The 19670-nt window shown below is 71.6% G+C and carries 17 protein-coding genes and 1 riboswitch; of the genes, 7 read left to right on the top strand and 10 right to left on the bottom strand.

Going from position 1 to position 19670, the window contains the following annotated elements; all coding sequences use genetic code 11:
- Window positions 1-185: 185 nt before the first annotated feature.
- Together ACNYC2_RS01670 and ACNYC2_RS01665 are read right to left on the bottom strand one after the other, a co-directional pair.
- The gene (locus ACNYC2_RS01670; RefSeq protein ID WP_419705387.1) at window positions 186-932 is read right to left on the bottom strand and encodes a C40 family peptidase; all 747 of its coding nucleotides are present in this window, start codon (window positions 930-932) and stop codon (window positions 186-188) included.
- A 50-nt stretch (window positions 933-982) separates the two neighbouring features.
- Window positions 983-1174, bottom strand: a riboswitch (cyclic di-AMP (ydaO/yuaA leader).
- A 183-nt stretch (window positions 1175-1357) separates the two neighbouring features.
- On the bottom strand, window positions 1358-2074 hold the full coding sequence (locus ACNYC2_RS01665) for a metal-dependent transcriptional regulator (RefSeq protein ID WP_377140515.1): 717 nt from the start codon (window positions 2072-2074) through the stop codon (window positions 1358-1360).
- An 89-nt stretch (window positions 2075-2163) separates the two neighbouring features.
- Between ACNYC2_RS01665 and serC the strand changes: the two genes are divergently transcribed.
- The 5 genes from serC (at window position 2164) to ACNYC2_RS01640 (ending at window position 7398) form a co-directional block, all read left to right on the top strand.
- Complete coding sequence (gene serC / locus ACNYC2_RS01660) at window positions 2164-3267, top strand: phosphoserine transaminase (RefSeq protein WP_419707753.1); 1104 nt, start codon at window positions 2164-2166, stop codon at window positions 3265-3267.
- A gap of 118 nt (window positions 3268-3385) precedes the next feature.
- Window positions 3386-4237 (top strand): MHYT domain-containing protein, encoded by an 852-nt coding sequence (locus ACNYC2_RS01655; protein WP_419705386.1) that lies wholly within the window; start codon window positions 3386-3388, stop codon window positions 4235-4237.
- Window positions 4238-4384: 147 nt separating this feature from the next.
- On the top strand, window positions 4385-4828 hold the full coding sequence (locus ACNYC2_RS01650; RefSeq protein WP_419705385.1) for a MarR family winged helix-turn-helix transcriptional regulator: 444 nt from the start codon (window positions 4385-4387) through the stop codon (window positions 4826-4828).
- A complete protein-coding gene (locus ACNYC2_RS01645; RefSeq protein WP_419705384.1) occupies window positions 4825-6129 on the top strand; it encodes an MFS transporter in 1305 nt (434 codons plus the stop codon). The genes ACNYC2_RS01650 and ACNYC2_RS01645 overlap by 4 nt, the downstream gene beginning before the upstream one ends.
- Before the next feature lie 255 nt (window positions 6130-6384).
- A complete protein-coding gene (locus tag ACNYC2_RS01640) occupies window positions 6385-7398 on the top strand; it encodes a hypothetical protein (protein ID WP_419705383.1) in 1014 nt (337 codons plus the stop codon).
- Window positions 7399-7476: 78 nt separating this feature from the next.
- Here ACNYC2_RS01640 and ACNYC2_RS01635 read toward each other — a convergent pair whose 3' ends face one another.
- The 8 genes from ACNYC2_RS01635 to ACNYC2_RS01600 form a co-directional block, all read right to left on the bottom strand.
- The gene (locus tag ACNYC2_RS01635; protein WP_419705382.1) at window positions 7477-8940 is read right to left on the bottom strand and encodes an NCS2 family permease; all 1464 of its coding nucleotides are present in this window, start codon (window positions 8938-8940) and stop codon (window positions 7477-7479) included.
- Between the two features lie 32 nt (window positions 8941-8972).
- A complete protein-coding gene (locus ACNYC2_RS01630) occupies window positions 8973-11063 on the bottom strand; it encodes an acyltransferase family protein (RefSeq protein ID WP_419705381.1) in 2091 nt (696 codons plus the stop codon).
- A 124-nt stretch (window positions 11064-11187) separates the two neighbouring features.
- The gene (locus tag ACNYC2_RS01625) at window positions 11188-11724 is read right to left on the bottom strand and encodes a CAP domain-containing protein (protein ID WP_419705380.1); all 537 of its coding nucleotides are present in this window, start codon (window positions 11722-11724) and stop codon (window positions 11188-11190) included.
- A 100-nt stretch (window positions 11725-11824) separates the two neighbouring features.
- Entirely contained in the window at window positions 11825-12661 is an 837-nt protein-coding gene (locus ACNYC2_RS01620) for a CAP domain-containing protein (RefSeq protein WP_419705379.1), read from the bottom strand.
- Between the two features lie 83 nt (window positions 12662-12744).
- Complete coding sequence (locus ACNYC2_RS01615; protein ID WP_419705378.1) at window positions 12745-13524, bottom strand: polysaccharide pyruvyl transferase family protein; 780 nt, start codon at window positions 13522-13524, stop codon at window positions 12745-12747.
- Window positions 13521-14414, bottom strand: a complete 894-nt coding sequence (locus ACNYC2_RS01610; RefSeq protein ID WP_419705377.1) for a glycosyltransferase family A protein — start codon at window positions 14412-14414, stop codon at window positions 13521-13523. Before ACNYC2_RS01610 ends, ACNYC2_RS01615 begins: the two co-directional genes overlap by 4 nt.
- The gene (locus ACNYC2_RS01605; protein ID WP_419705376.1) at window positions 14414-15466 is read right to left on the bottom strand and encodes a polysaccharide pyruvyl transferase family protein; all 1053 of its coding nucleotides are present in this window, start codon (window positions 15464-15466) and stop codon (window positions 14414-14416) included. The genes ACNYC2_RS01610 and ACNYC2_RS01605 overlap by 1 nt, the downstream gene beginning before the upstream one ends.
- Before the next feature lie 70 nt (window positions 15467-15536).
- Window positions 15537-17555 (bottom strand): acyltransferase family protein, encoded by a 2019-nt coding sequence (locus ACNYC2_RS01600; RefSeq protein WP_419705375.1) that lies wholly within the window; start codon window positions 17553-17555, stop codon window positions 15537-15539.
- Between the two features lie 188 nt (window positions 17556-17743).
- On the opposite strand from ACNYC2_RS01600, the gene ACNYC2_RS01595 reads away from it, so the two are divergent.
- The gene (locus ACNYC2_RS01595; protein WP_419705374.1) at window positions 17744-18700 is read left to right on the top strand and encodes a sulfotransferase family protein; all 957 of its coding nucleotides are present in this window, start codon (window positions 17744-17746) and stop codon (window positions 18698-18700) included.
- Window positions 18697-19665 (top strand): sulfotransferase family protein, encoded by a 969-nt coding sequence (locus ACNYC2_RS01590; RefSeq protein WP_419705373.1) that lies wholly within the window; start codon window positions 18697-18699, stop codon window positions 19663-19665. The genes ACNYC2_RS01595 and ACNYC2_RS01590 overlap by 4 nt, the downstream gene beginning before the upstream one ends.
- The last annotated feature ends 5 nt before the right edge of the window (window positions 19666-19670 follow it).

The raw sequence follows: 19670 nt of genomic DNA, 5'->3' as shown, positions 1-19670 counted from the left end.
ACCTCTCTTCGCCCAAGCACCATTGCAGTCCAACGCTACCGGCGGTGCGCGCGTTATGGGTGACCGGTGGCAAAACAAAGATTCGCGAAGTAGAGCGCCTGTCCGGGTCTCCCTGGCGACACCAGGGAATTTCGGACAGGCGCTCTACTTCGCGAATCTATGCTTGCGGTACTACGTGGCTGGGATCAGCCCAGGCGGATGAACGTGGGGTTCGACTGCCAGATGGTGCGGAAGTCGACGACGGTGCCCGGCTTGGACGCGTCGATCATCGTGTTGCCACCGGCGTAGATCGAGACGTGCCCGGGGGTCCACATCAGGTCGCCCGGCTGAGCCTCGGACGCCGGCACCTGGGTGCCGTAACCGGCCTGGGCCGACGACGAGTGGGGCAGGCTGATACCGAGCTGCCCGAAGACGTACTGCGTGAAGCCGGAGCAGTCCATGCCGCTCGGGCTGGCGCCACCGGAGACGTACGGCACGCCGATGTAGCGGCTCGCGATCGAGATCACGGAGTTGCCGATCGCCGACGCGGGGATGTCGACCGAGCTGGAGACGGTGCTGGCGGCTGCCTCGGCGGCCTCAGCAGCCTCGGCGGCGGCAGCCTCGGCTGCCTCCTCCGCCTCGTTCGCGGCGAGCTCCGCCTGGTAGTCCTCGTTCTCGGCGGCGGAGACCACGGAGACCGCGGACTTCTCGACGTTGAGCTCTGCGTCGGGTGCCACCGACACGACGGGTGCGTTGGAGAGCGCCTCACGGGCCTGCGTCGCCAGCGCGTTGAGGTCGACCGAGTTCATCTTCGCGTGGCCGGTCTCCACCGGAGCAGCCTGGGCGACCAGCGCGCCACCGAAGGTCGAGACGAGGAGCGCGCCACCAGCGGCTGCGACCGCGGTGCGGCGGCCTACTGCGGCGTTCTGAGCAAGTTCGGTGAACGGAGTCACTGGTCGTCGCGCAGCCCGATGGCGAGCGCGAGTCGTACGTGCAGTCACGTAGTACCTCTCCTTGAACGCCTTCGAGGTCAGCTGTCGGGTTCGGGTGGGAGAAATCACCCGGCCGAGCATCCCGAAGGAATACCCGGCTTCACCCCGAGGACGCGCCCTGGCGCCCGTTGGTGGGTCCCCCGCCTCTGTCATGCGGTCGTCTTGGGGCCCCGGCCGGTGACAGAGTTCGGCGTCCGTCCGAGGACCCCCACGAATAACTCCGTGGGAGCGGTCCGAACGTACCGGACCTCACCCTCGATGTCACGTTCCGGCAACGACTGCCAGAGCGTGTCGCGAGAGGGTTTTCGCTTTTCCGACAAACTGGACGGCGGCTGGGGAGCGACCGGACGGCAGACCGGCCAGCCGAAGGCCCCGCGAGGCCTGTCTCAGGCCGTCGCGACGAAGAGGTGGCGGGCCACGTCCTCGCCGAGCTCGAGCGCCGTACCCGCGCCGTCGACGGCCACCGTGTAGGTCCCGCCGCTGTGCTCCGCGGTGATGCGGGAGCCGGGCACCAGGCCGGCCTCGGACAGGCGAGCGAGCAGCTCGATGTCCGTCTGCAGCGGCTCCGCGATACGGGTGAGCGACGCCGCGAGCGGCTCGCCCTTGACGCCCTTCTTCGCCGCCGCCTCGAACGCGGACGGCAGCGAGATCACGCCGGTCAGGAACGGTACGTCGGTGTACTCCTCGCCGAGCTCCGAGAGGCCGGGGATCGGGTTGCCGTACGGGTCGTGGTGCGGGTGGTCGAGCAGGCCCACGAGGCGCTTCTCCACCAGGTCGCTCATCACGTGCTCCCAGCGACAGGCCTCGACGTGCACGTGCTCCCAGTCGAGCTTGATGACGTCGGTCAGCAGCCGCTCCGCGAGGCGGTGCTTGCGCATCACGCGCATCGCCTTGTCGTGGCCCAGCTCGGTGAGCTCGAGGTGCCGGTCGCCCGTCACGATCACGAGGCCGTCGCGCTCCATACGTGCGACGGTCTGCGACACCGTCGGGCCTGAGTGCCCCAGCCGTTCCGCGATGCGCGCGCGCAAGGGCGTGATGCCCTCCTCGTCGAGCTCGTAGATCGTCTTGAGATACATCTCGGTGGTGTCGATCAGATCCGTCACGTCAGCTCCCGTCATGCGCACAGCCGCCCAGTCGCCCTGGACACGTGCGGCCCGGGCGTCGGCCCAGGTTCTAGTCTAGTTCTGTGCCACTGACAATCCCGCCACACCTGCTGCCCGCCGACGGCCGATTCGGCTCCGGCCCCTCCAAGGTGCGCCCGGGTCAGGTGGATCATCTCGTGGCGAACGCGCACGTTCTCGGCACGTCACACCGGCGGACGCCCGTGAAGAACCTGGTGCACCGCATTCGTGAGGGTGTCACGGAGCTGCTCGGCGCGCCCGACGGCTACGAGGTGGTGCTGGGCAACGGCGGCGCCACCGCGTTCTGGGACGTCGCCACCCTGTGCCTCGTGGAGCGCAAGGTGCAGCACGCAGCGTTCGGCGAGTTCGGCGGCAAGTTCGCCGCGGCGACGTCGCGCGCCCCGTTCCTCGAGCCCTCCCAGGTGATCTCGGCGGAGCCCGGCGCCGTCGCCTACCTCGAGCCCGCCGCCGACGTCGACACCTACGCCACCCCGCACAACGAGACCTCCACGGGCGCGATGGCGCCGGTGCTGCGCCCGTCCGGGCCGGACGGCGCCGTCGTGCTCACCGACGCGACGTCCGGGGCCGGGGCCCTGCCCGTCGACCTGAGCCAGACCGACGCCTACTACTTCGCCCCGCAGAAGGCCTTCGCCGCGGACGGCGGCCTGTGGCTCGCCGTCCTGTCCCCCGCGGCGGTCGAGCGGGCCGCACGCGTCGAGGGCTCGGGCCGCTGGGTGCCGGAGATCCTGTCGCTCACGACCGCGATCGAGAACTCGCGCCAGGACCAGACGCTCAACACGCCCGCCGTCGCGACGCTGCTGCTCCTGGCCGACCAGGTCGAGTGGCTGATCGACCAGGGCGGGCTCGAGTGGTCCGCGAAGCGCTGCGCGACCTCCGCCGAGATCCTTTACTCCTGGGCCAGGTCGCGGGAGTGGGCGACGCCGTTCGTCGCGCGCCCCGAGGAGCGGTCCGCGGTGGTCGGCACCATCGACCTCGCCGAGGAGATCGACGCGGGACGGGTGATCTCCGAGCTGGCCGCCAACGGCGTGCAGGACGTCTTCGCGTACCGCAAGCTGGGGCGTAACCAGCTCCGGGTCGGCATGTTCCCAGCGGTCGACCCGGACGACGTCGCGGCGCTCACGGCCTGCGTCGACTACGTCGTCGAAACAGTCTGACCAGCGCGATCACGTCCGCAATATCCCTTGGACGGGGAGTTCAGCCTATTGTCCGAGCCGTGGGGACTCTGTAACGTTTCGGCATCCTAGGGAACCATTCGAGGGGCTGTTCAACACCATGCCAGTGATCGACCACTTCACCTTCGGGATCGTGACGCCGCTGCTGGCGTACGCGATCTCGTGTACCGGCGCAGCGACGGGCCTTGCGTGCACGTCTCGCGCCCGAGCAGCATCGGGCGGCACGCGCGCGGCGTGGCTCGTGTTCGGCGCCATAGCCCTGGGCGGTACCGGCATCTGGGTGATGCACTTCGTCGCCATGCTGGGGTTTTCCGCATCCGGCGTGACCATCAGATACAACATTCCTGAGACCCTCCTGAGCGCGGCGATCGCCATCGTCGTCGTGGGCGCGGGCCTCTTCATCACGGAGCTGGGCAAGCGCAAGCTGCCGGCGATGCTCGTCGGTGGCGCCCTCGCGGGCGCCGGCGTCGCAGCCATGCACTACATGGGCATGGAAGCGATGGAGATGTCGGCGGAGGTCGTCTACAACCCGGTCTACGTCATCGCCTCGATCGTCATCGCCGTCGTCGCGGCCACCGCGGCACTGTGGTGCACGGTGCACATCCGCGGCACGCTCGCCACGATCGTGGCCACCCTGGTGATGGGGCTTGCCGTGACCGGCATGCACTACACCGGGATGGCCGGGGTCTCCGTGATCAACCCGATCAACAACGTCCCCGCCGGCGCCTCGACGATGCAGCTGCTCGTGCCGCTCGTCATGGCGGTGAGCGTCGTGACGTTCCTGCTCATCCTCGGCATCGGCCTCTGGCCCACCGAGGACGAGCTGCGCACCCAGGCCGAGTTCGAGAACCGGCTCAAGGCGCACAGCGAGCAGGGCCAGCGGTTCGAGAACGTCCAGCAGGACCGGCAGCCGGGTCCCGCTCAGTTCGCGCAGACGCACCGCGCGCTCTGACCCTCGGCAGGTCCGCGAAGTAGAGCGCCTGTCCGAGTCTCCCCGGTTGTCGCCGGGAGACTCGGACAGGCGCTCTACTTCGCGGACCTGTCTCGCTGTGACCACACCCACGTACCGTTAGCAAGGCTAATGATCTAGACTGGTGCGGTGTCGAGCTCCCGCAGATCCAGCCGAAGCCCGGCCACGGTCGGGGGCGACCTTCGCGTCGCCCTGACCCGCGTCTCCCGCCGCCTGCGTGCGGAGCGCGGCGAGGCCGACCTCCCCGAGGGCCAGTTCGGCATCCTCACGGTGCTGCACAAGCACGGCGAGATGTCCCCTGGTTCCCTCGCCGAGCACGAGCGCGTCCGGCCGCCGTCGATGACCCGAGCCGTGAACACGCTCGCGGAGCTCGGTCTCGTCGAGAAGGTGGAGCACGCGACGGACCGCCGGCAGGTGGTCGTCCGGCTCACCGCCGCGGGCTCGCGGGAGGTCGCCGAGACCCGGCGTCGTCGTGACGCCTGGCTCACCAAACAGCTGTCCACCCTGACCGGAGAGGAGAGAGAGATCCTTGCAGGAGCCAGCGAGCTCCTGATCCGGATCGCCGCTCGATGAGCGCAACTTTCGCCAGCCTGAAGTACCGCAACTACCGCCTTTGGTTCGCCAGCGCTCTCGTCGCCAACATCGGCACCTGGATGCAGCGCGTGGCGCAGGACTGGGTCGTGCTGACCGTCCTCACCAACAACTCCGGTGTCGCCGTCGGCATCGTCACCGCACTGCAGTTCATCCCGCACATCTTCCTGTCCGCGTGGGCCGGCCTGCTCGCCGACCGCGTCGACCGCCGCAAGCTCCTGATGCTCACGCAGGGGGGCATGGGCGTGCTGGGCCTCGGGCTCGGTGCGCTGGTGCTGTCCGGCGCGGCCGAGCTCTGGCACGTCTACGTGTTCGCGACCCTGCTGGGCGTCGTGAGCGCGATCGACGGCCCCGTCCGGCAGACCTTCGTCGCCCAGCTCGTGCCGACCAAGCGGCTCGCGAACGCCGTCGGCCTCAACTCGACGAGCTTCAACGCCGCGCGCCTCATCGGGCCGGGCGTGGCGGGCCTGCTCATCGCCGTCGTCGGCACGGGTTGGGTGTTCGTCATCAACGGCATCGCGTTCGGCGCCGTCATCATCTCGCTCACCCGGATGCGCGACCTGCACGCCCTGCCGGTCGCCTCGCGCGCCAAGGGCCAGATCCGCGAGGGCCTGGCCTACATCCGCGGCCGGAGCGACATCGTCGTGATCATGGTCGTCATGGGCGTGGTCTCCATGTTCGGCCTGAACTTCCAGCTGACGTCGGCCATGATGGCGCGCGTCGAGTTCGGCCGGGGCGCGAGCGAGTACGGCATCCTCGGTTCGGTCCTCGCGATCGGCTCGCTCGCGGGGGCGCTCCTGGCCGCCCGGCGGGAACGGCCGCGCGTGCGGCTCGTGCTGGGCGCCGCATTCGCGTTCGCGACAGCCATGGGGATCCAGGCGTTCATGCCGACCTACCTCGGCTACCTGCTGATGTGCATCCCGGTCGGCTTCGCGTCCCTGACGATGCTGACCTCGGCCAACGCGGCGATCCAGCTCTCGGTGGCCCCGGAGCTGCGCGGCCGGGTCATGTCGATCTACGTGCTGGTGGTCCTCGGCACCACGCCCCTCGGTTCCCCGGTGGTGGGCTGGGTCGGCGAGACGTTCGGGCCGCGGTACGCCGTGCTGATCGGCGCCGTGGCGACCCTGCTGGTGGCCCTCGCCGCGACCGTGTGGGCGTACCGGACCTGGCACGTGCGCGTGCGCGCCCGGCTCTCCCGCTCGCACCGCATCCCGCGCCCGTACCTCCAGGTGACCTACCCGGACGCAGAACCCGAACCGAACCGCCAGGCCCTGGCGGCCTGACGCCGGACGGCCGTCGGAAGGTCCGCTTCCACGAAGCAGTTACGCACGGCGCTGGCGCCATTTCCGTGCGCAACCGCTTGGTGGAGCCGGACCTTTCGTTGGTGGCGGCAGCCGCGACTCGATGACGGGCACGACGACCCTCCCGACGCCGGAACAACGCGGCGAGCGCGACCACAGCACGCTGCTCGGGCCTGTCGTCCACATCAGCGCGATCTCCCACGGCAGAGGGCGGCGGCCCTCTGCTGCGATCGGCGCATGCCAAAGACCTTCGAGATCCCGAGCGCCGCGAAGCACACCCTGTATCAGCAGCAAGGACTGCTGACCAGCCGCCAGTGCGACGAGTTCGGCATCACCCGCCAGACTCGCTGCCGGCTCGTCAAGCAGGACCGCTGGCGCAGGCCGGTTCGCGGCGTCTACGACACCGACTCGGTGCCGGTGGAGGCTCGGGTCCGCGACGACTGGTTCACCCATGCCGCACTTTGGCGAACGTGGCTCGCGCTGTTGTCCCACGGCCCCAAGGCGATGGCGGTCGGCGTGAGCGCGCTCGTCATGCACGGCGTGCAGGGACTGCCCTTCGAGTTCCAGGCCGAGGTCGCGATGCCTCACGGGTCTCCACGGGCGGGCCGGGCGGACCGGGCGGGCACGGTTCGTCAGTACCGCGAGTTTCCGACGATCCAGATCGGTGATCGGAAGGTGGCAACTCTTGAACACGCTCTGGCGCAGGGACTCCTGCGGCTGCCGCGTCAGAATGTCCTGGCGGTCCTCGACGACGTCGCTCGGCGGCTCGCGATGACTCCCGCCCGGCTGGCCGCTGTCCACGACCTGTTGCGCGGACGGCCGGGTGCTGCGCACGTACACGCCCTCTTCCCGCTCGTCGACAGGCGGGCCGAGTCCCCGGCCGAGTCAGCCACCCGACTCTCCTTGATCGACAACGGGGTGCCACCCGACGACATCCAGGTCCGGATCAAGGTGGACGGCACGATCGTGGCACGGGTCGACTTCATCTGGCGGCTGCCCGACGGACGGTGGCTCGTCGTGGAGGTCGACGGCGTCGGCCCGCACAGCACGCAGCAGGCACTCGTGCGAGACGCGCCACGGCAGAACCAGCTCGTCGCGTCCGACCGGGTAGTGCTGCTCCGGTTCAAGCCCAAGGACAACGACCGGGCGGGCGGGATCGGAAAGCAGGTGGCCAAGGTGCTGGCGAAGCATGGCTGGCGGCCCGGCCGGTACATGAGCCAGGGCGCGGTCGTCGAACTGGGACGCATCTGAACGTCCGCTTTGAGGAAGTGGTTCGGCATGGTTCTGACGTCAGAACCATGCCGAACCACTTCCTCAAACCGGACCTTGCTAGATGCCCACCGCCGCGCGGATCGGGCCCAAGAGGAAGTAGACGACGAACAGGGCCGCCGCGACCCACAGCAGCGGGTGCACCTTGCGGGCCTTGCCGACGGCGACCTTGAGCAGCACGTACGAGATCACGCCCGCCCCGATGCCCACCGTGATCGAGTACGCGAACGGCATCAGCACCATCGTGAGGAACGCGGGGATCGCGACCTCGAGGTTCTTCCAGTCGATGCCCGTCACCTGGACGACCATGAGGAAACCGACGATCACCAGCGCGGGCGTGGCGGCCTCGTGCGGCACCACGGTGACGAGCGGCGCCAGGAAGGTCGTCAGCAGGAACGCCACACCGGTGGTGACGGCGGCGAGTCCGGTGCGGGCGCCGTCGCCCACGCCGGACGCCGACTCGACGTACGCCGTGTTGGACGACACCGAGCCCATACCGCCCGCCGACGCGGCGATCGAGTCGACGATCAGGATCTGGGTGGTGCGCGGCGGGTTGCCCTTCTCGTCGAGCAGCCCGGCCTCGCCGCCGATGGCGACCATGGTGCCCATCGTGTCGAAGAAGTCGGCGATGAGGAGCGTGAACACCAGCAGGATGACGGCGATCGGGCCGATCTTCTCGAACGAGCCGAACAGCGAGAACTGCCCGATGAGCGAGAAGTCGGGCAGCGCCACCACCGAGTCGGGGAGCGCCGGGACGTTGAGCGACCAGCCGCCCGGGTTGTCCTCGGCGCGCCTGCCGATCTGCGCCACGGCCTCGATGACCACGGCGAGCACGGTCGAGGCGGCGATCGCGATGAGGATGCCGCCGCGCACCTTGCGCACCATGAGGACGGCGGCCAGCAGCACACCGAACGCGAACACGAACAGCGGCCAGGCACCGAGCGAGCCGCCCATGCCGAGCTCCGTGGGCGTCGCCAGCGAGGCGGGGATGCGCACGAAGCCGGCGTCGTACACGCCGATGAACGTGATGAACAGGCCGATGCCCACGCTGATCGCGATCTTGAGCTCACGCGGCACGGCCCGGAACACGGCCTCCCGGAAGCCCGTGACCACCAGGATCAGGATGACCAGGCCCTCCAGCACCACGATGCCCATGGCATCGGCCCAGGTCATGCCCGGCAGGGCGGCCACGGAGAAGGCGACGACGGCGTTCAGGCCGAGCCCCGCCGCGAGCGCCAGCGGGAAGTTCGCGACCACGCCCATGAGGATGGACATGACGCCGGCGACCAGCGCGGTGGCCGCGGCGATCGCGGCGAGGTCGCCGCCCGAGGTGCCGCCGCCCAGGTACTGGCCGGTGCCGTCGGGCACGTTGCCGAGGATGAGCGGGTTCAGCACGACGATGTAGCTCATCGTGAAGAAGGTGACGAGCCCGCCGCGCACCTCCGTCCATGCCGTGGACCCGCGTTCGCTGATCTTGAAGAACCGGTCGATGGCGCCCCGCGCCTGGGCCTGGTCGTGAGCCATGGTCCGATGTTGCCCTTCGTTACCCGATTTTGTTACCCGATGCTACTTGCCGACGTGCCGCGGACTGCGTCCTTGAGCATCTGCTCCACCGACTGCACCTGGGTCAGCACGTAGTCGTTGCTGAGGTGGTGATAGTCCCGGTAGACGGGGTGGTCGATGTCGCCGACGCCGCAGCTGTTCGCGTCGCACGTCTGTGACCAGACGCCGTCCCAGGTGGGAACACCGTACTTCCTCCAGATCCCGGCGCTGATCCGGGGGAGGTCGCCGTTCGAGCTCTCGGCCTCGGCGCGCGACATGTCGCAGTCGCCGAGCCCGGACAGCGGCCGGGTGAGGCAGTCGAGCGGGTCGACGTCGAGCTGGGGGTTGTCCTTGACGGCTACCACGTTCGGCGTGACGGCCTTGAGGTGCGCGAACAGCTTGTCGTTGGCGGCTGTCCAGGTGGCGTTCGCCTCGTCGGCGGTCATGTCGGTGCCGTCGGGGTGCTCCATGCGGCCGGCGTAGATCTGCGCCTGGCTGACGACGACGGCGTCGGGCCGCAGGTCCTCGACGACGCCGACGGACTCGGCCTGGAAGGGGGCGCACGGCCCGCGCTCGGCGGGCTGGTACACGTTGACCTCGGCGGCGGGGCAGCCGTGCCGCCAGCGGACGGCGAGGCGCAGGCCGGCGTCGGTCGCCGCGGCGTCGAACGCGGAGACCCACTGCATGGCGTGGGAGTCGCCGAGCAGGAGCACGGTGGTCTTCGCGTCGACGTCGCCGAGCAGGCAGACGTCGACGCCCGACGTCGTCTCGGTGTTCTCGGTGCACCCGTACGGTTCGGGTTCGGCGCCGACCGCTACGGCGGTGGCGTACGGCTCCCGCTGCAGCACGGCTCCGGTAGCCGCCCGGGTGCCGACGGTGAGAGTGCCGACCGCGAGGCCGATGACGAGGGTCACCGCGGCGGTGCGGCGCCACGACCTCATGGCGCTGCTGAACCGGATCGGGTTCTCGACCCAGCGGTAGGTGGCGACGGCGGCGCCGAGCGCGGCGAGCGTCGCGAGCACCTTGATCCAGATCGCGTCGTCCTGCACCACCGCGGTGGTGAGCACCACGAACGGCCAGTGCCAGAGGTACCAGGAGTAGGAGACGTCGCCTATCCGCTGCAGCACCGGCAGGCCGAGCAGCCGGTCCACCCAGGTCCCGTCCGCGGGGACGCTGCCCGCGGCGAGCACCAGCAGCGCACCGCTCACGGGCAGCAGGGCGATGGTGCCGGGGAACGGGTCGCTCTCGTGCACGACCGCGAACGAGAGCGCCAGCAGCAGGATCCCCGCGGTGCCGAGCAGGGCCCGGAGCACCTGCGGCCGCAGCCGGGAGAGCTCGGCGAGCCGGCCCCAGGGCAGGGTCGCGACGAGCGCGGCGCCGGCGAACTCCCAGGCCCGGGTCGGCAGCACGTAGAACGCCCAGTCGGGGACGGTCGCCGTCATCCAGACGGAGGTGGCGAGCGATACGACGAACGTTCCGGCGAACAGGAGCTGCAGCATGCGGCGGGCCGGCACCCGGGTCCGGCGGGCCACGGCGACCGCCAGCAGGATGAGCAGCGGCCAGAAGATGTAGAACTGCTCCTCGATGCCGAGCGACCAGGTGTGCAGGTAGGGGCTCGGGGTCACGGAGTCGGTGAAGTAGTTCTGCCCCTGGTAGGGGAAGACAAGGTTGGAGACGAACAGCATCGCCGACGCGGCGTGCCCGGCGAGCCGCCCCCAGACCAGCGGCGACAGGACCAGGACGCTCGCCAGCAGCGTGACCGTCACGACCAGCGCGAGCGCGGGCACGAGGCGCCGCATGCGGCGGGTCCAGAACTCGACGAGGTCGACGCTCCCGGACCGGTCCACCTCGCGCAGCAGCAGCGAGCTGATCAGGTAGCCGGAGATCACGTAGAAGATGTCGACGCCCGTGAAGCCGCCGGGGATCGTGATCCCGGCGTGGAAGACGACGACGGCGAGCACGGCGACCGCCCGGAGACCGTTGATGTCCGTCCGGAACGGGTGGCCGGCGCCCGAGGCGGCCGCAGCCGCGTCGGTCCCGGGGCTGTGGGGCTCCGGAGCCGGGTCGTCGGGTCGCTCGACGGCGGCGGTCGTCGCCTGCGCCATTTTTCTCCTGCGGTCGTTCCGGACGGGTGCGCCGCTCACCATAACGGGCGCACCAGTTCACCTCGACCGGGTATCGAGGAGGATGTGGGGAGAGTCAGGCCCCGCTGTCAGTTGAGCCTGCCGGTCAACCGAGGAACACGTGGGAGCACGTCAGCAGGGGCATCGTGGTCGTGCCGCCGGCCCTGACGCACCCGATCGCGCCGCGCAGCAGCTCGGGGTCCACGAGGTTCTCCCGGTGCGACGGCGAGTCGATCCAGGCCTGCACGACGTCCTGCGGCGGCTGGTCGGTGCGGCTGAGGTTCTCGGCGGCGAACGCGCCACCCGGGCAGCTCTCCTGCACGGGCTCCAACGGCGCGTGGACCAGCTTCGGCGCGCCGATCAGCGCCGCGGCCCGCTCGACGGCCACGGCGGCGAGGCACTCGTCGTGCTCGACCGGCGGCACGTCCCGCTGGGCGCGGGCCGCGTTCACGCCTTCCTCCAGGGCTGCCGCGTACTGCTCCGGGTCGGCCAGGTCCATGCTGCCGGACGGCGTCCAGGTCGGCGAGGGACCGGGTGACGCCTCGGCACCCCATGGATCACCAGACTGCCCCGTCGTACAGGCGGTCAGCAGTGCGGTGGTGAGCAGGAACGGGATCGCGAGGCGGGTCAGGGCGCGGAGCACGGGGTGAATTCGACACCACGCGGCCCGAGCACACAAGCCGAGCACACGAGCCCAGGCGCCGCGCCGCTCGTCCGCCGAGCTCCTGCCGCCGTGCCAGGGCTCAGCGCAGGAACACGTGGGCGCAGATCATGACGGGCGCGGCGGGGTCCCCGCCGTCGGGCACGCAGGCGACCGCGCCCCTGGTCAGGTCGCCGTTCAGGATGTTGGCGCGGTGCCCCTCCGAGTCCATCCAGCCCTGTGCCGCCTCGGGTGGTGACCACCCACCCTTGGCCAGGTTCTCCGCGACGGCGGAGGTGGGGCAGGTCTCGAAGATCGGCTCGAGCGGCGCGTGCGCCAGCTCCTTGCCGATCAGCGCCTGTGCCCGCTCGAGCGCGACGTCGTAGGCGCAGGTGTCGTGCGCCAGGGCGGCCAGGCCGTTGGCGGTGCGATGGCCGTTGACCGCGTCCTCCAGCGCCGCCGCGTACTGCACGGCGTCGGTCAGGTCGGGTTCGGCGCCGCCGCCGGCGCCCCCGCCGGCGCCCCCGCCAGAGCCGCCACCGCCTGTTCCGTCATCGCCCCCGCCGGAACCGCCTCCGGTGCCGCCCGACCCCGCGTCGTCGTCCGACCCGGGAGCCGGCGTCCGGTCCGCGCCGCGCGACGCCGAACCGCTCGGCGCCGGCTGCACGTCCACCGCCGCGGCCTCCTGGGTGTGCTTCCCCCTGATCGGGCCCACCGAGGAGGGTCCAGGAGCAGGCGCCAGCCGGACGGGCACCGCCTCGGCGACCACCCCGGGTGCGATCCCCGGCGCGGGCATCGGCTCGGCGCCCGGGCTGAGGAGCCCCGCGCACGCCGTCAGGCAGGCGGCTACCGCGACGCCCAGGACGGCACGGGTGACTGCCCCGCGCAGGGCAGGCCCTGGCCGGGACGCGGACGACGTCGTACAGCGCGCTGGGGACACAGGTTCGGACAATAGCGGCGGACAGTCCGGAATGGCCAGAAAGTCGCCGAGATCGGGCGGGAGGAGCGGGCAGGAGGAGCGGCTCACGCCCACAGGTCGAGCGGGAAAGCGGCCAGCAAGGCGTCGCCGTCCCATACGGGTGGACGGACACCGCCCATCTCCACCGCCTCGTCGACCGAGGCCGCGACGCGGAACTCGTCGCGCCCGGTCCCGGCGTAGTAGTCGTGGTACTTGTGCATGGGCTCGGCCGACGGCGGGACCAGCCGGGCGGGGATCCCGAACGACTCGGCGAGCACTATGCCGTGCAGGGACGTCGCGACCACGAGGTCGCACCGGGCGATCTGCCCGGCGATCGTGTGCAGGTCGCCCTGCGGCGCGATCGTCCGCGGGTCGTCGCGGTGCCGCGCCCAGTCGTGCAGGTTGGGCACGAACCCGACGGCCCGCCGCTCGCCGTCGGCGTAGCTCTCCCGGGGCCAGAACCGGCTCCAGAGCAGCGCCGGGTCACCGAAGACGCGCGGGGCCGCTATGCCCGCCTCACGCAGGAGCCGGTGCGTGATGGGCCCCCGGACGGCGCGCACGTCCAGCTCCAGGCCGGGCGGCAGGTACGCCTCCTTGCCGTTGACCCCGGACCCCCAGACGACGTCGCCGGGCGCGGCCAGGTGCAGGATCGAGCCGACCGTGAGCAGCCGGCGGGCGCCTCCGCCCGCCGGATCGATGCCGCGGGCGGCGAGGACGTGCTCGACGAGCGCGGGGCCGATCAGGTCGCCGAAGTTGTTGACCCGGCGCCGGACGGGGACGAGCCTGCCGAGCTTCCCTGGCACCACCGGCCGCCGGGGGTTCCAGTGGACCACCTCGACGGTCACGCGCGTCCACCCGCCGTCAGCGCTCGACGGAGCACCGGTCCCAGCGCCCGGCGGCCCACCGTCAGCGCCGTCTCGGCCGCCGCCCGGGGGCCGACGGCGGACCACAGCGCCGCGGTCGTCCGGCGGACCGGCGGGAGGCCGAACTGCGCGGTGAACTCCGGGTCGAGCGGCCTGGCGAGCCCGCGCAGCCGCTTGCCGGAGTGGTTCTCCCCCGTGTCCACGTGGTAGACGGCACCGCGGAACGGCAGGGGTTCGAGCGTCCTGCCCTGGTGGCGGGCGTACCACTCGAGCGCGTGCCGGTGCGCGCCCATGACGTTCTCGAGCCGGTCGCCGAACCCCGCCACGACCTCGTCCTGCGTGGCGGTCACGTCGAGGTCGTCGGGTACCCCGTACGCCTCGAAGGGGACGACGAAGCTGCTGCCGCACGTCCGGTGGAAGTCGGGCTGACGCCGGTAGACCGACCGGGCCCGCGAGTACACCCAGCCCTGGTCGACCACCCAGCCGGGGTGGTCGCGGCGCCGCGCGGTGAACTCCGCGAGGCCGCGGTGCACGAAGTCGTCGGCGTCGACGATCATCACGTGGTCGGGCGCGTAGGGCCGCGCGGCCAGCAGCCCGACGCCGATCTTGCTGCCCTTGTCCCGGACGAACTGCGACCGGCCGGCGTGCGGGCCGTCCGCCGACTCCGGGGCCGCGAAGTCGACGGGCACGAACCGCACGCGCTCGGCCGGCCCCGGCTCGATCTCCGGAGCGCGGTTGCCGACCACGAACACCAGGTAGTCGTCGCTGGTCTGCGCCGTCAGCGACCCGAGCGTGAGCCGCAGCAGCTCCTCCACCCGGCCGTAGTCCGCGGAGTTGTGTGGGTGGCGCAGCGACGTCACGAACGCGAGCATCAGGTCCCCCAGAGCCGGGTGGCGAGCTCGCGTGCCTCGTCGAGACCGGACACCTGGTGGGCGGTGCTGAACTTGCCCGTGTAGTCGTCGTAGATCGCGCGCAGCTTGCCGTAGCTGTTGTCCAGCAGGATGTGCTCGATGCCCAGCAGCGTGGCCATGACGTGCGCGTGCAGGCGGTCGACGACGGCGCCGCGGGCGGGCGCGAAGAGCAGCACGCCGCTGTCGATGTTCACCGTGTTGATCGCCGCGAGCGCCGCGGCGACCGGCTTGTTCGCGGCGCCGAGTGCCGGCAGCGGCATCCGGCGGCCGACCCGGGCGCGCTGGTGGCTGAGGGTCGCGACGAGCCGTGCCGCCCTGTGCCGCCAGTCGGCGGCGGTGTCGGGCCGCCAGTCGGTCCGGTCGGCGACCAGGCCGGGCGCCCAGTCCGGGGCGACGTCCTGGAGCCCCGAGGCGTTCTCCTTGTCGGCGCGGGCGAGCACGAGCATGCGCCGGGTGCTGCCGGCGAGCTGGTCGAAGAACGGCGGCTCCCAGCCCAGGGCCATGTCGTGGCAGTACGCGGCGCGGACGCTGGGCAGCTGTTCGGCGGCGCGCGCCTGCGACGGGGTGTCCCGGACCAGGAGCGTGAAGTCGCGGTGGGCGCCGATGATCCGGTCGGCCTCGGCCGCTCGGCGCTCGGACCGGAACCAGACCGACTGGGGCAGCTGGACGATCTTGTGGCCGGGGAAGTCCTGCACTATGCGTTCCCGGTGCTCCTGGTGCCCGAGCCAGAGGTCGCCGAAGTTGCCGCCGCCGTGGATCAGGATGGTGCCGGTGGGCATGGCCGCGCGGACGTCCGCCGCGAGGTAGCCGCGCAGGTCGCTCACGTGCCGGATCTCGATGCCCAGGCGCCTCAGGTATGCCAGCTCACCGGCCCAGATGAGCGAGTCGCCGACGTTGCGCTGGTTGGGCGCGTCGAGGAGCGCTACCGGACCCGGGCCGATGGTCTCGGCCAGCACGGTGGTGGTAGCGGAGCGCAGCCCTGCGAGGTACGCGCCGTCTTCCGGACGCATCATCGGGTGCCCCCCTGGCTCGCGGTCGTGACCATCATGCGGGCAGCGCTCCGATACCGCAGGTCGGGGCCGGTCACCCCCGCAGCGCCGCCTGGATCCGCTCGACCACGTACGGGCCGAGGGTCCTGGCCCAGGTCCCGGTGATGTGCCCGCCGGTGTCGCGGTAGACCACCACGTTGCCGATCACCGACGGGCACTCGCCCGCCGCGCAGTACAGGTCGGTCAGGTCCACCACGTGCGCGCCCGGCACGTCGCGGGCAGCCGCGGCGAGCAGGTCCGGGGCGGCGAGCGCCCGGCCGGCCGGCGTGCCGCAGCCGTCGTCCACGGCGAAGGACACCGCCGCCACGCAGCGCGTGGAGCCGGCGTCGGCGTCGGGGTTGTCCTCCAGCACGACCACCTGCGTGCCGCTCCGGGCGACGGGCGCCATGGCGGCGACGTAGTCCTCGTGCGCCACCTCGCCGTGCGCCCGGGAGGCCGTCGTCACGACGACGTCGTACCCGCCTCGCTCGAGCGCCTCCTGGATCTTCGGCAGGCCGGGGCACAGCGGGTCGCGCTCCACGAGGCGCCATCGGCAGCCGTTGCCGACGTAGGTGTCGACCCGCCAGCCGGCGGCGTCGAGCTGGGGCCGCAGCATCGGCACCAGCTGAGCGGCGTGGCTGTCACCGACCACGGCGACCCGGGTCGCCGTCGGCCCGGCGCTGCCGAACGTGCAGGTCTTCATGGGTTCGCCCTGGTAGGAGTAGCAGGCGAAGGCGTCGCCGGTGTCGTACGAGGCACCGGACGGGTCGGGCGCGACGGCGGTCCCCGCGTTCAGCGCGCAGTCGTGGCGCGGGTCGAGCGCGGCCGCCCCCACGCAGTCGGACGGGTCGGCGGCGGTGCTGCCGGCCAGCACGACGTCGGGCAGCGCGAGCCGGGGTGGGGCGGCCGCCCTGGCCGCCGCGAAGCCCCCGGCCCCGAGCAGCACGACGACGACGCACGCCGCCGCGTACCGGTACCACCCCGCGCGCGGCGCGAGCCGGGCGCGAGGACCGCGGCGCCGGAACCACGCGGCGCGGCGGGCGGGCGCCTCGAGCCAGCGGTACGACGCCGCCGACAGCACGAACGTGAGCCCGAGCGCGAGCACGAGGTAGGCCGCCGAACCCTGCGGCACGAAGGCGAGCAGCAGGACCGCCACCGGAAAGTGCCACAGGTACAGGCTGTAGGAGATCTCGCCGAGGTACTGGCCCACGGGGTGCGTGAGCGGCCAGAGCGCCACCGGACCGCCCACGCCCGCCGCGATCACGAGCGCCGTGGACAGCACGGGCAGCAGTGCCCAGGGCACCGGAAAGCCCTCGCCCTCGGGCGTCACCAGGATCGCCGCGGCGATACCGGCCAGTCCCAGCCAGGCGAGCGCCGACCGCACGCGCCCCGAGCGGATGTCCAGCCGCGTCGACAGGACGGCGACGAGCGCGCCGGCGCCCAGCTCCCAGGCCCGCGACGACGTGGTGAAGTACGCCCAGGTGGGTTGCGCCGTCGTCTCGGCCAGGCCCCAGGCCAGGGACAGCAGGCAGAGCACGCCGACCGCCACCCCCGCGACCGCGCGTGCGTGCCCGCGCCGCCAGCCCGGGTGCCGCGCGCCGACGATCAGCAACCCCAGCAGGAGCCACGGCCAGACCAGGTAGAACTGCTCCTCGACCCCCAGCGACCAGTAGTGCTGGAGCGGGGACGGCGGCAGCGACTCCTGGAAGTAGTCGACGCCCTCACGTGCGAAGTGCCAGTTGCCGACGAAGAGGAACGAGTAGAGCGCGTCGCCCACGACGCTCCGGAACCGCTCGGTCCCCAGCAGGGCGGCCGATGCGCAAACCGTGACGAGCAGGACGAGGACCGCCGCCGGCAGGATCCGCTTGGCCCTGCGCACGTAGAAGGCGGAGAACGAGATGGTCCCGGTGCGCTCGTACTCCCGCAGCAGCAGCCCGGTGATGAGATACCCGGAGATCACGAAGAACACGTCGACGCCCACGAACCCGCCCCGCGGCCAGCCGATCACGTGGTCGGCGATCACCGCGAGGACCGCAACCGCCCGGAGCCCCTGGACGTCCGCGCGAAAATCCACTGCCATTTCCTTTTCCCCCGTGATATGCCCGTGTGACGGTGCGGCACCATCCTGGGGTGACAGCCGCCGTCCTGCAGTTCGTAAATGACGCGGCGACCGGACGATTCGGGTCGCACGCGGCACATTCCTCGCATATTTTTGCGGGGCACCAGCGATCCCCATTCCAGCCGACCAGCTTAGGTTTCCCGATGTCCGGTACGCGCACGAGCAGCACGCCCTGGTACGACCGTCGCATCACCTTCGTCGGTGGCCTTCACCGCAGCGGAACCGCCCTTCTCGCCCGAATAATCAGTGCGAGCCCGGACGCTTCCGGACTGACCGGAACGGGCGCCGTGATGGACGAAGGTCAGCATATCCAGGACACCTATGTCGGCGGTCTGGGCAATACGTCCGAATGGTCGTTTCACCCGCAGGCGCACCTCACCGAAGAGGACGCCCGCCGCGTGCCCGACGCCGGAGCTCGGCTCTGGGCGAGCTGGTCGCCCTACTGGGACCTCGACGCCACGGTGCTCGTCGAGAAGTCGCCGCCCAACCTGACGAAGATGCGCTACTTCCAGGAGATCTTCCCGAGGTCCCGCTTCATCGTCGTGACGCGGCACCCGATCGTGCAGGCGCTGGCCGTGCGCAAGTGGGCCACGAGCACCCGCGGGCGGTTCACCTACGGCTTTCCCAGGCTCGTCGAGCACTGGGTGCACGCGCACGACGTGTTCGCCGAGGACGCGCTGCACATCCAGAACCTGCTCGTGGTGCGGTACGAGCACCTGATGCGCGAGCCCGAGCGCGAGCTCGGCCGGGTGGCCGAGTTCCTGGGCATCGAGGTCGACACGGCCGCGATCGGCGCCGTCGACGCCGGGCGCAGCAACCGCTACGCCGAGCTGTGGCGGACCGGCGGGCGGGGGGAGCTGGCCGGACGGGTCCGGAGCCATGTCGGGAACCTCGGGTCGCGGCGCGGGACGCCCCGCGCCGACCTGCTCCGCGACGTCACCGACGCCGCCCTGCTCCCCCGTTACCGCAACGTCGTCAACGAGCACCTCGGGGACCGGATCCGCGCGCACGGGTACGACCTGAACGCACTGGACGAGGCGGCCGGGTGGGCCCCCGTGGTGCACGGCACGCCGGTGATCCTGGCGGCTGACCGCCGGTGAGCGCCCCTGTCCGTGTCGTCTACGTCACCGGCTCCGGTCGCAGCGGCACGAGCCTGCTCACCGGGGTGCTGCGCGAGTTCGGGCTGCACGTCCCGGGGCCGGAGGTCGCGTCGGACACCTCCGCCCCGCACGGCTTCTCCGAGCCGCAGTGGGTGGTGGACTTCCACAACGGCATCCTGCGGGCGGCAGGCGTCCAGACGTCGGACGCGCGGCCCATCGCCTGGCACCTCGTCGACCGGGCGAGCGTCGAGGGCGACGCGCGCGGCCAGATCCAGGAGTGGCTCACCGCCCAGGTCCGGCAGCACGGGAATCTCGTCATCAAGGACCCGAGGCTGCTCTGGTTCTTCGAGCTCTGGCAGGAGGCCGCCGTGGCGGCGGGCACCGCGGCGGCGTGCCTCACCATGCTGCGCCCGCCCGCGGAGGTGGCGGGCAGCAGGGCCGCCTTCTACAAGGGTGGCGGGCTGGTCGACCGGGTGTCGGGGTGGATCAACCTGATGCTCGGGACCGAGCTCACCACGCGGACGACTCCCCGGGCCTTCGTGCGCTACGGCGACCTGGTCCGCCGCTGGGACGAGCCGGTGTTCGCCGCGGCAGATGCTCTCGGCCTGCCGATGATCGACCCGGACGACGCGGCGGCGGTGGCCCGGGCGGACGCCTTCATCGACCCGACGCTGCACCACGCCGCCGCCACCTGGCGGGACGTGCCCGTCCCGGCGCCGCTGCGCGCGCTGGCCGATGACACGTGGGCCGCGCTCGACGCCCTCCCCGGGCACGACGACGCCGGGACGCGCGCCGAGTTCGACCGGCTCCGTGCCCTCTACCCGTACGTCCACCGCAAGGTAGCCGCGTCGCCGGCGCGGCGGATCGCGCGCATGATGCCGGCCGAGGTGGTGCCGACCGGCGTGCGGCAGAGCGTCGCGGGGATGCTCTGGGGCACGTCGACCGCCACGGGCCGACGCCACTGAGGTAG

The sequence above is a fragment of the Promicromonospora sp. NFX87 genome (assembly GCF_048564965.1).
Lineage (GTDB): Bacteria > Actinomycetota > Actinomycetes > Actinomycetales > Cellulomonadaceae > Promicromonospora.
The sequence above is the reverse complement of the archived record's forward strand: the minus strand, read 5'-3'. Positions and strand labels throughout refer to the sequence as shown.

Bases quoted from the DNA above. Each gene is read 5' to 3' on its own strand.
- ACNYC2_RS01605 (WP_419705376.1), bottom strand. From the start codon at position 15,466: ATGATGCGTCCGGAAGACGGCGCGTACCTCGCAGGGCTGCGCTCCGCT.
- ACNYC2_RS01630 (WP_419705381.1), bottom strand. From the start codon at position 11,063: ATGGCGCAGGCGACGACCGCCGCCGTCGAGCGACCCGACGACCCGGCT.
- ACNYC2_RS01655 (WP_419705386.1), top strand. From the start codon at position 3,386: ATGCCAGTGATCGACCACTTCACCTTCGGGATCGTGACGCCGCTGCTG.
- ACNYC2_RS01640 (WP_419705383.1), top strand. From the start codon at position 6,385: ATGCCAAAGACCTTCGAGATCCCGAGCGCCGCGAAGCACACCCTGTAT.
- ACNYC2_RS01635 (WP_419705382.1), bottom strand. From the start codon at position 8,940: ATGGCTCACGACCAGGCCCAGGCGCGGGGCGCCATCGACCGGTTCTTC.
- ACNYC2_RS01610 (WP_419705377.1), bottom strand. From the start codon at position 14,414: ATGCTCGCGTTCGTGACGTCGCTGCGCCACCCACACAACTCCGCGGAC.
- ACNYC2_RS01645 (WP_419705384.1), top strand. From the start codon at position 4,825: ATGAGCGCAACTTTCGCCAGCCTGAAGTACCGCAACTACCGCCTTTGG.
- ACNYC2_RS01595 (WP_419705374.1), top strand. From the start codon at position 17,744: ATGTCCGGTACGCGCACGAGCAGCACGCCCTGGTACGACCGTCGCATC.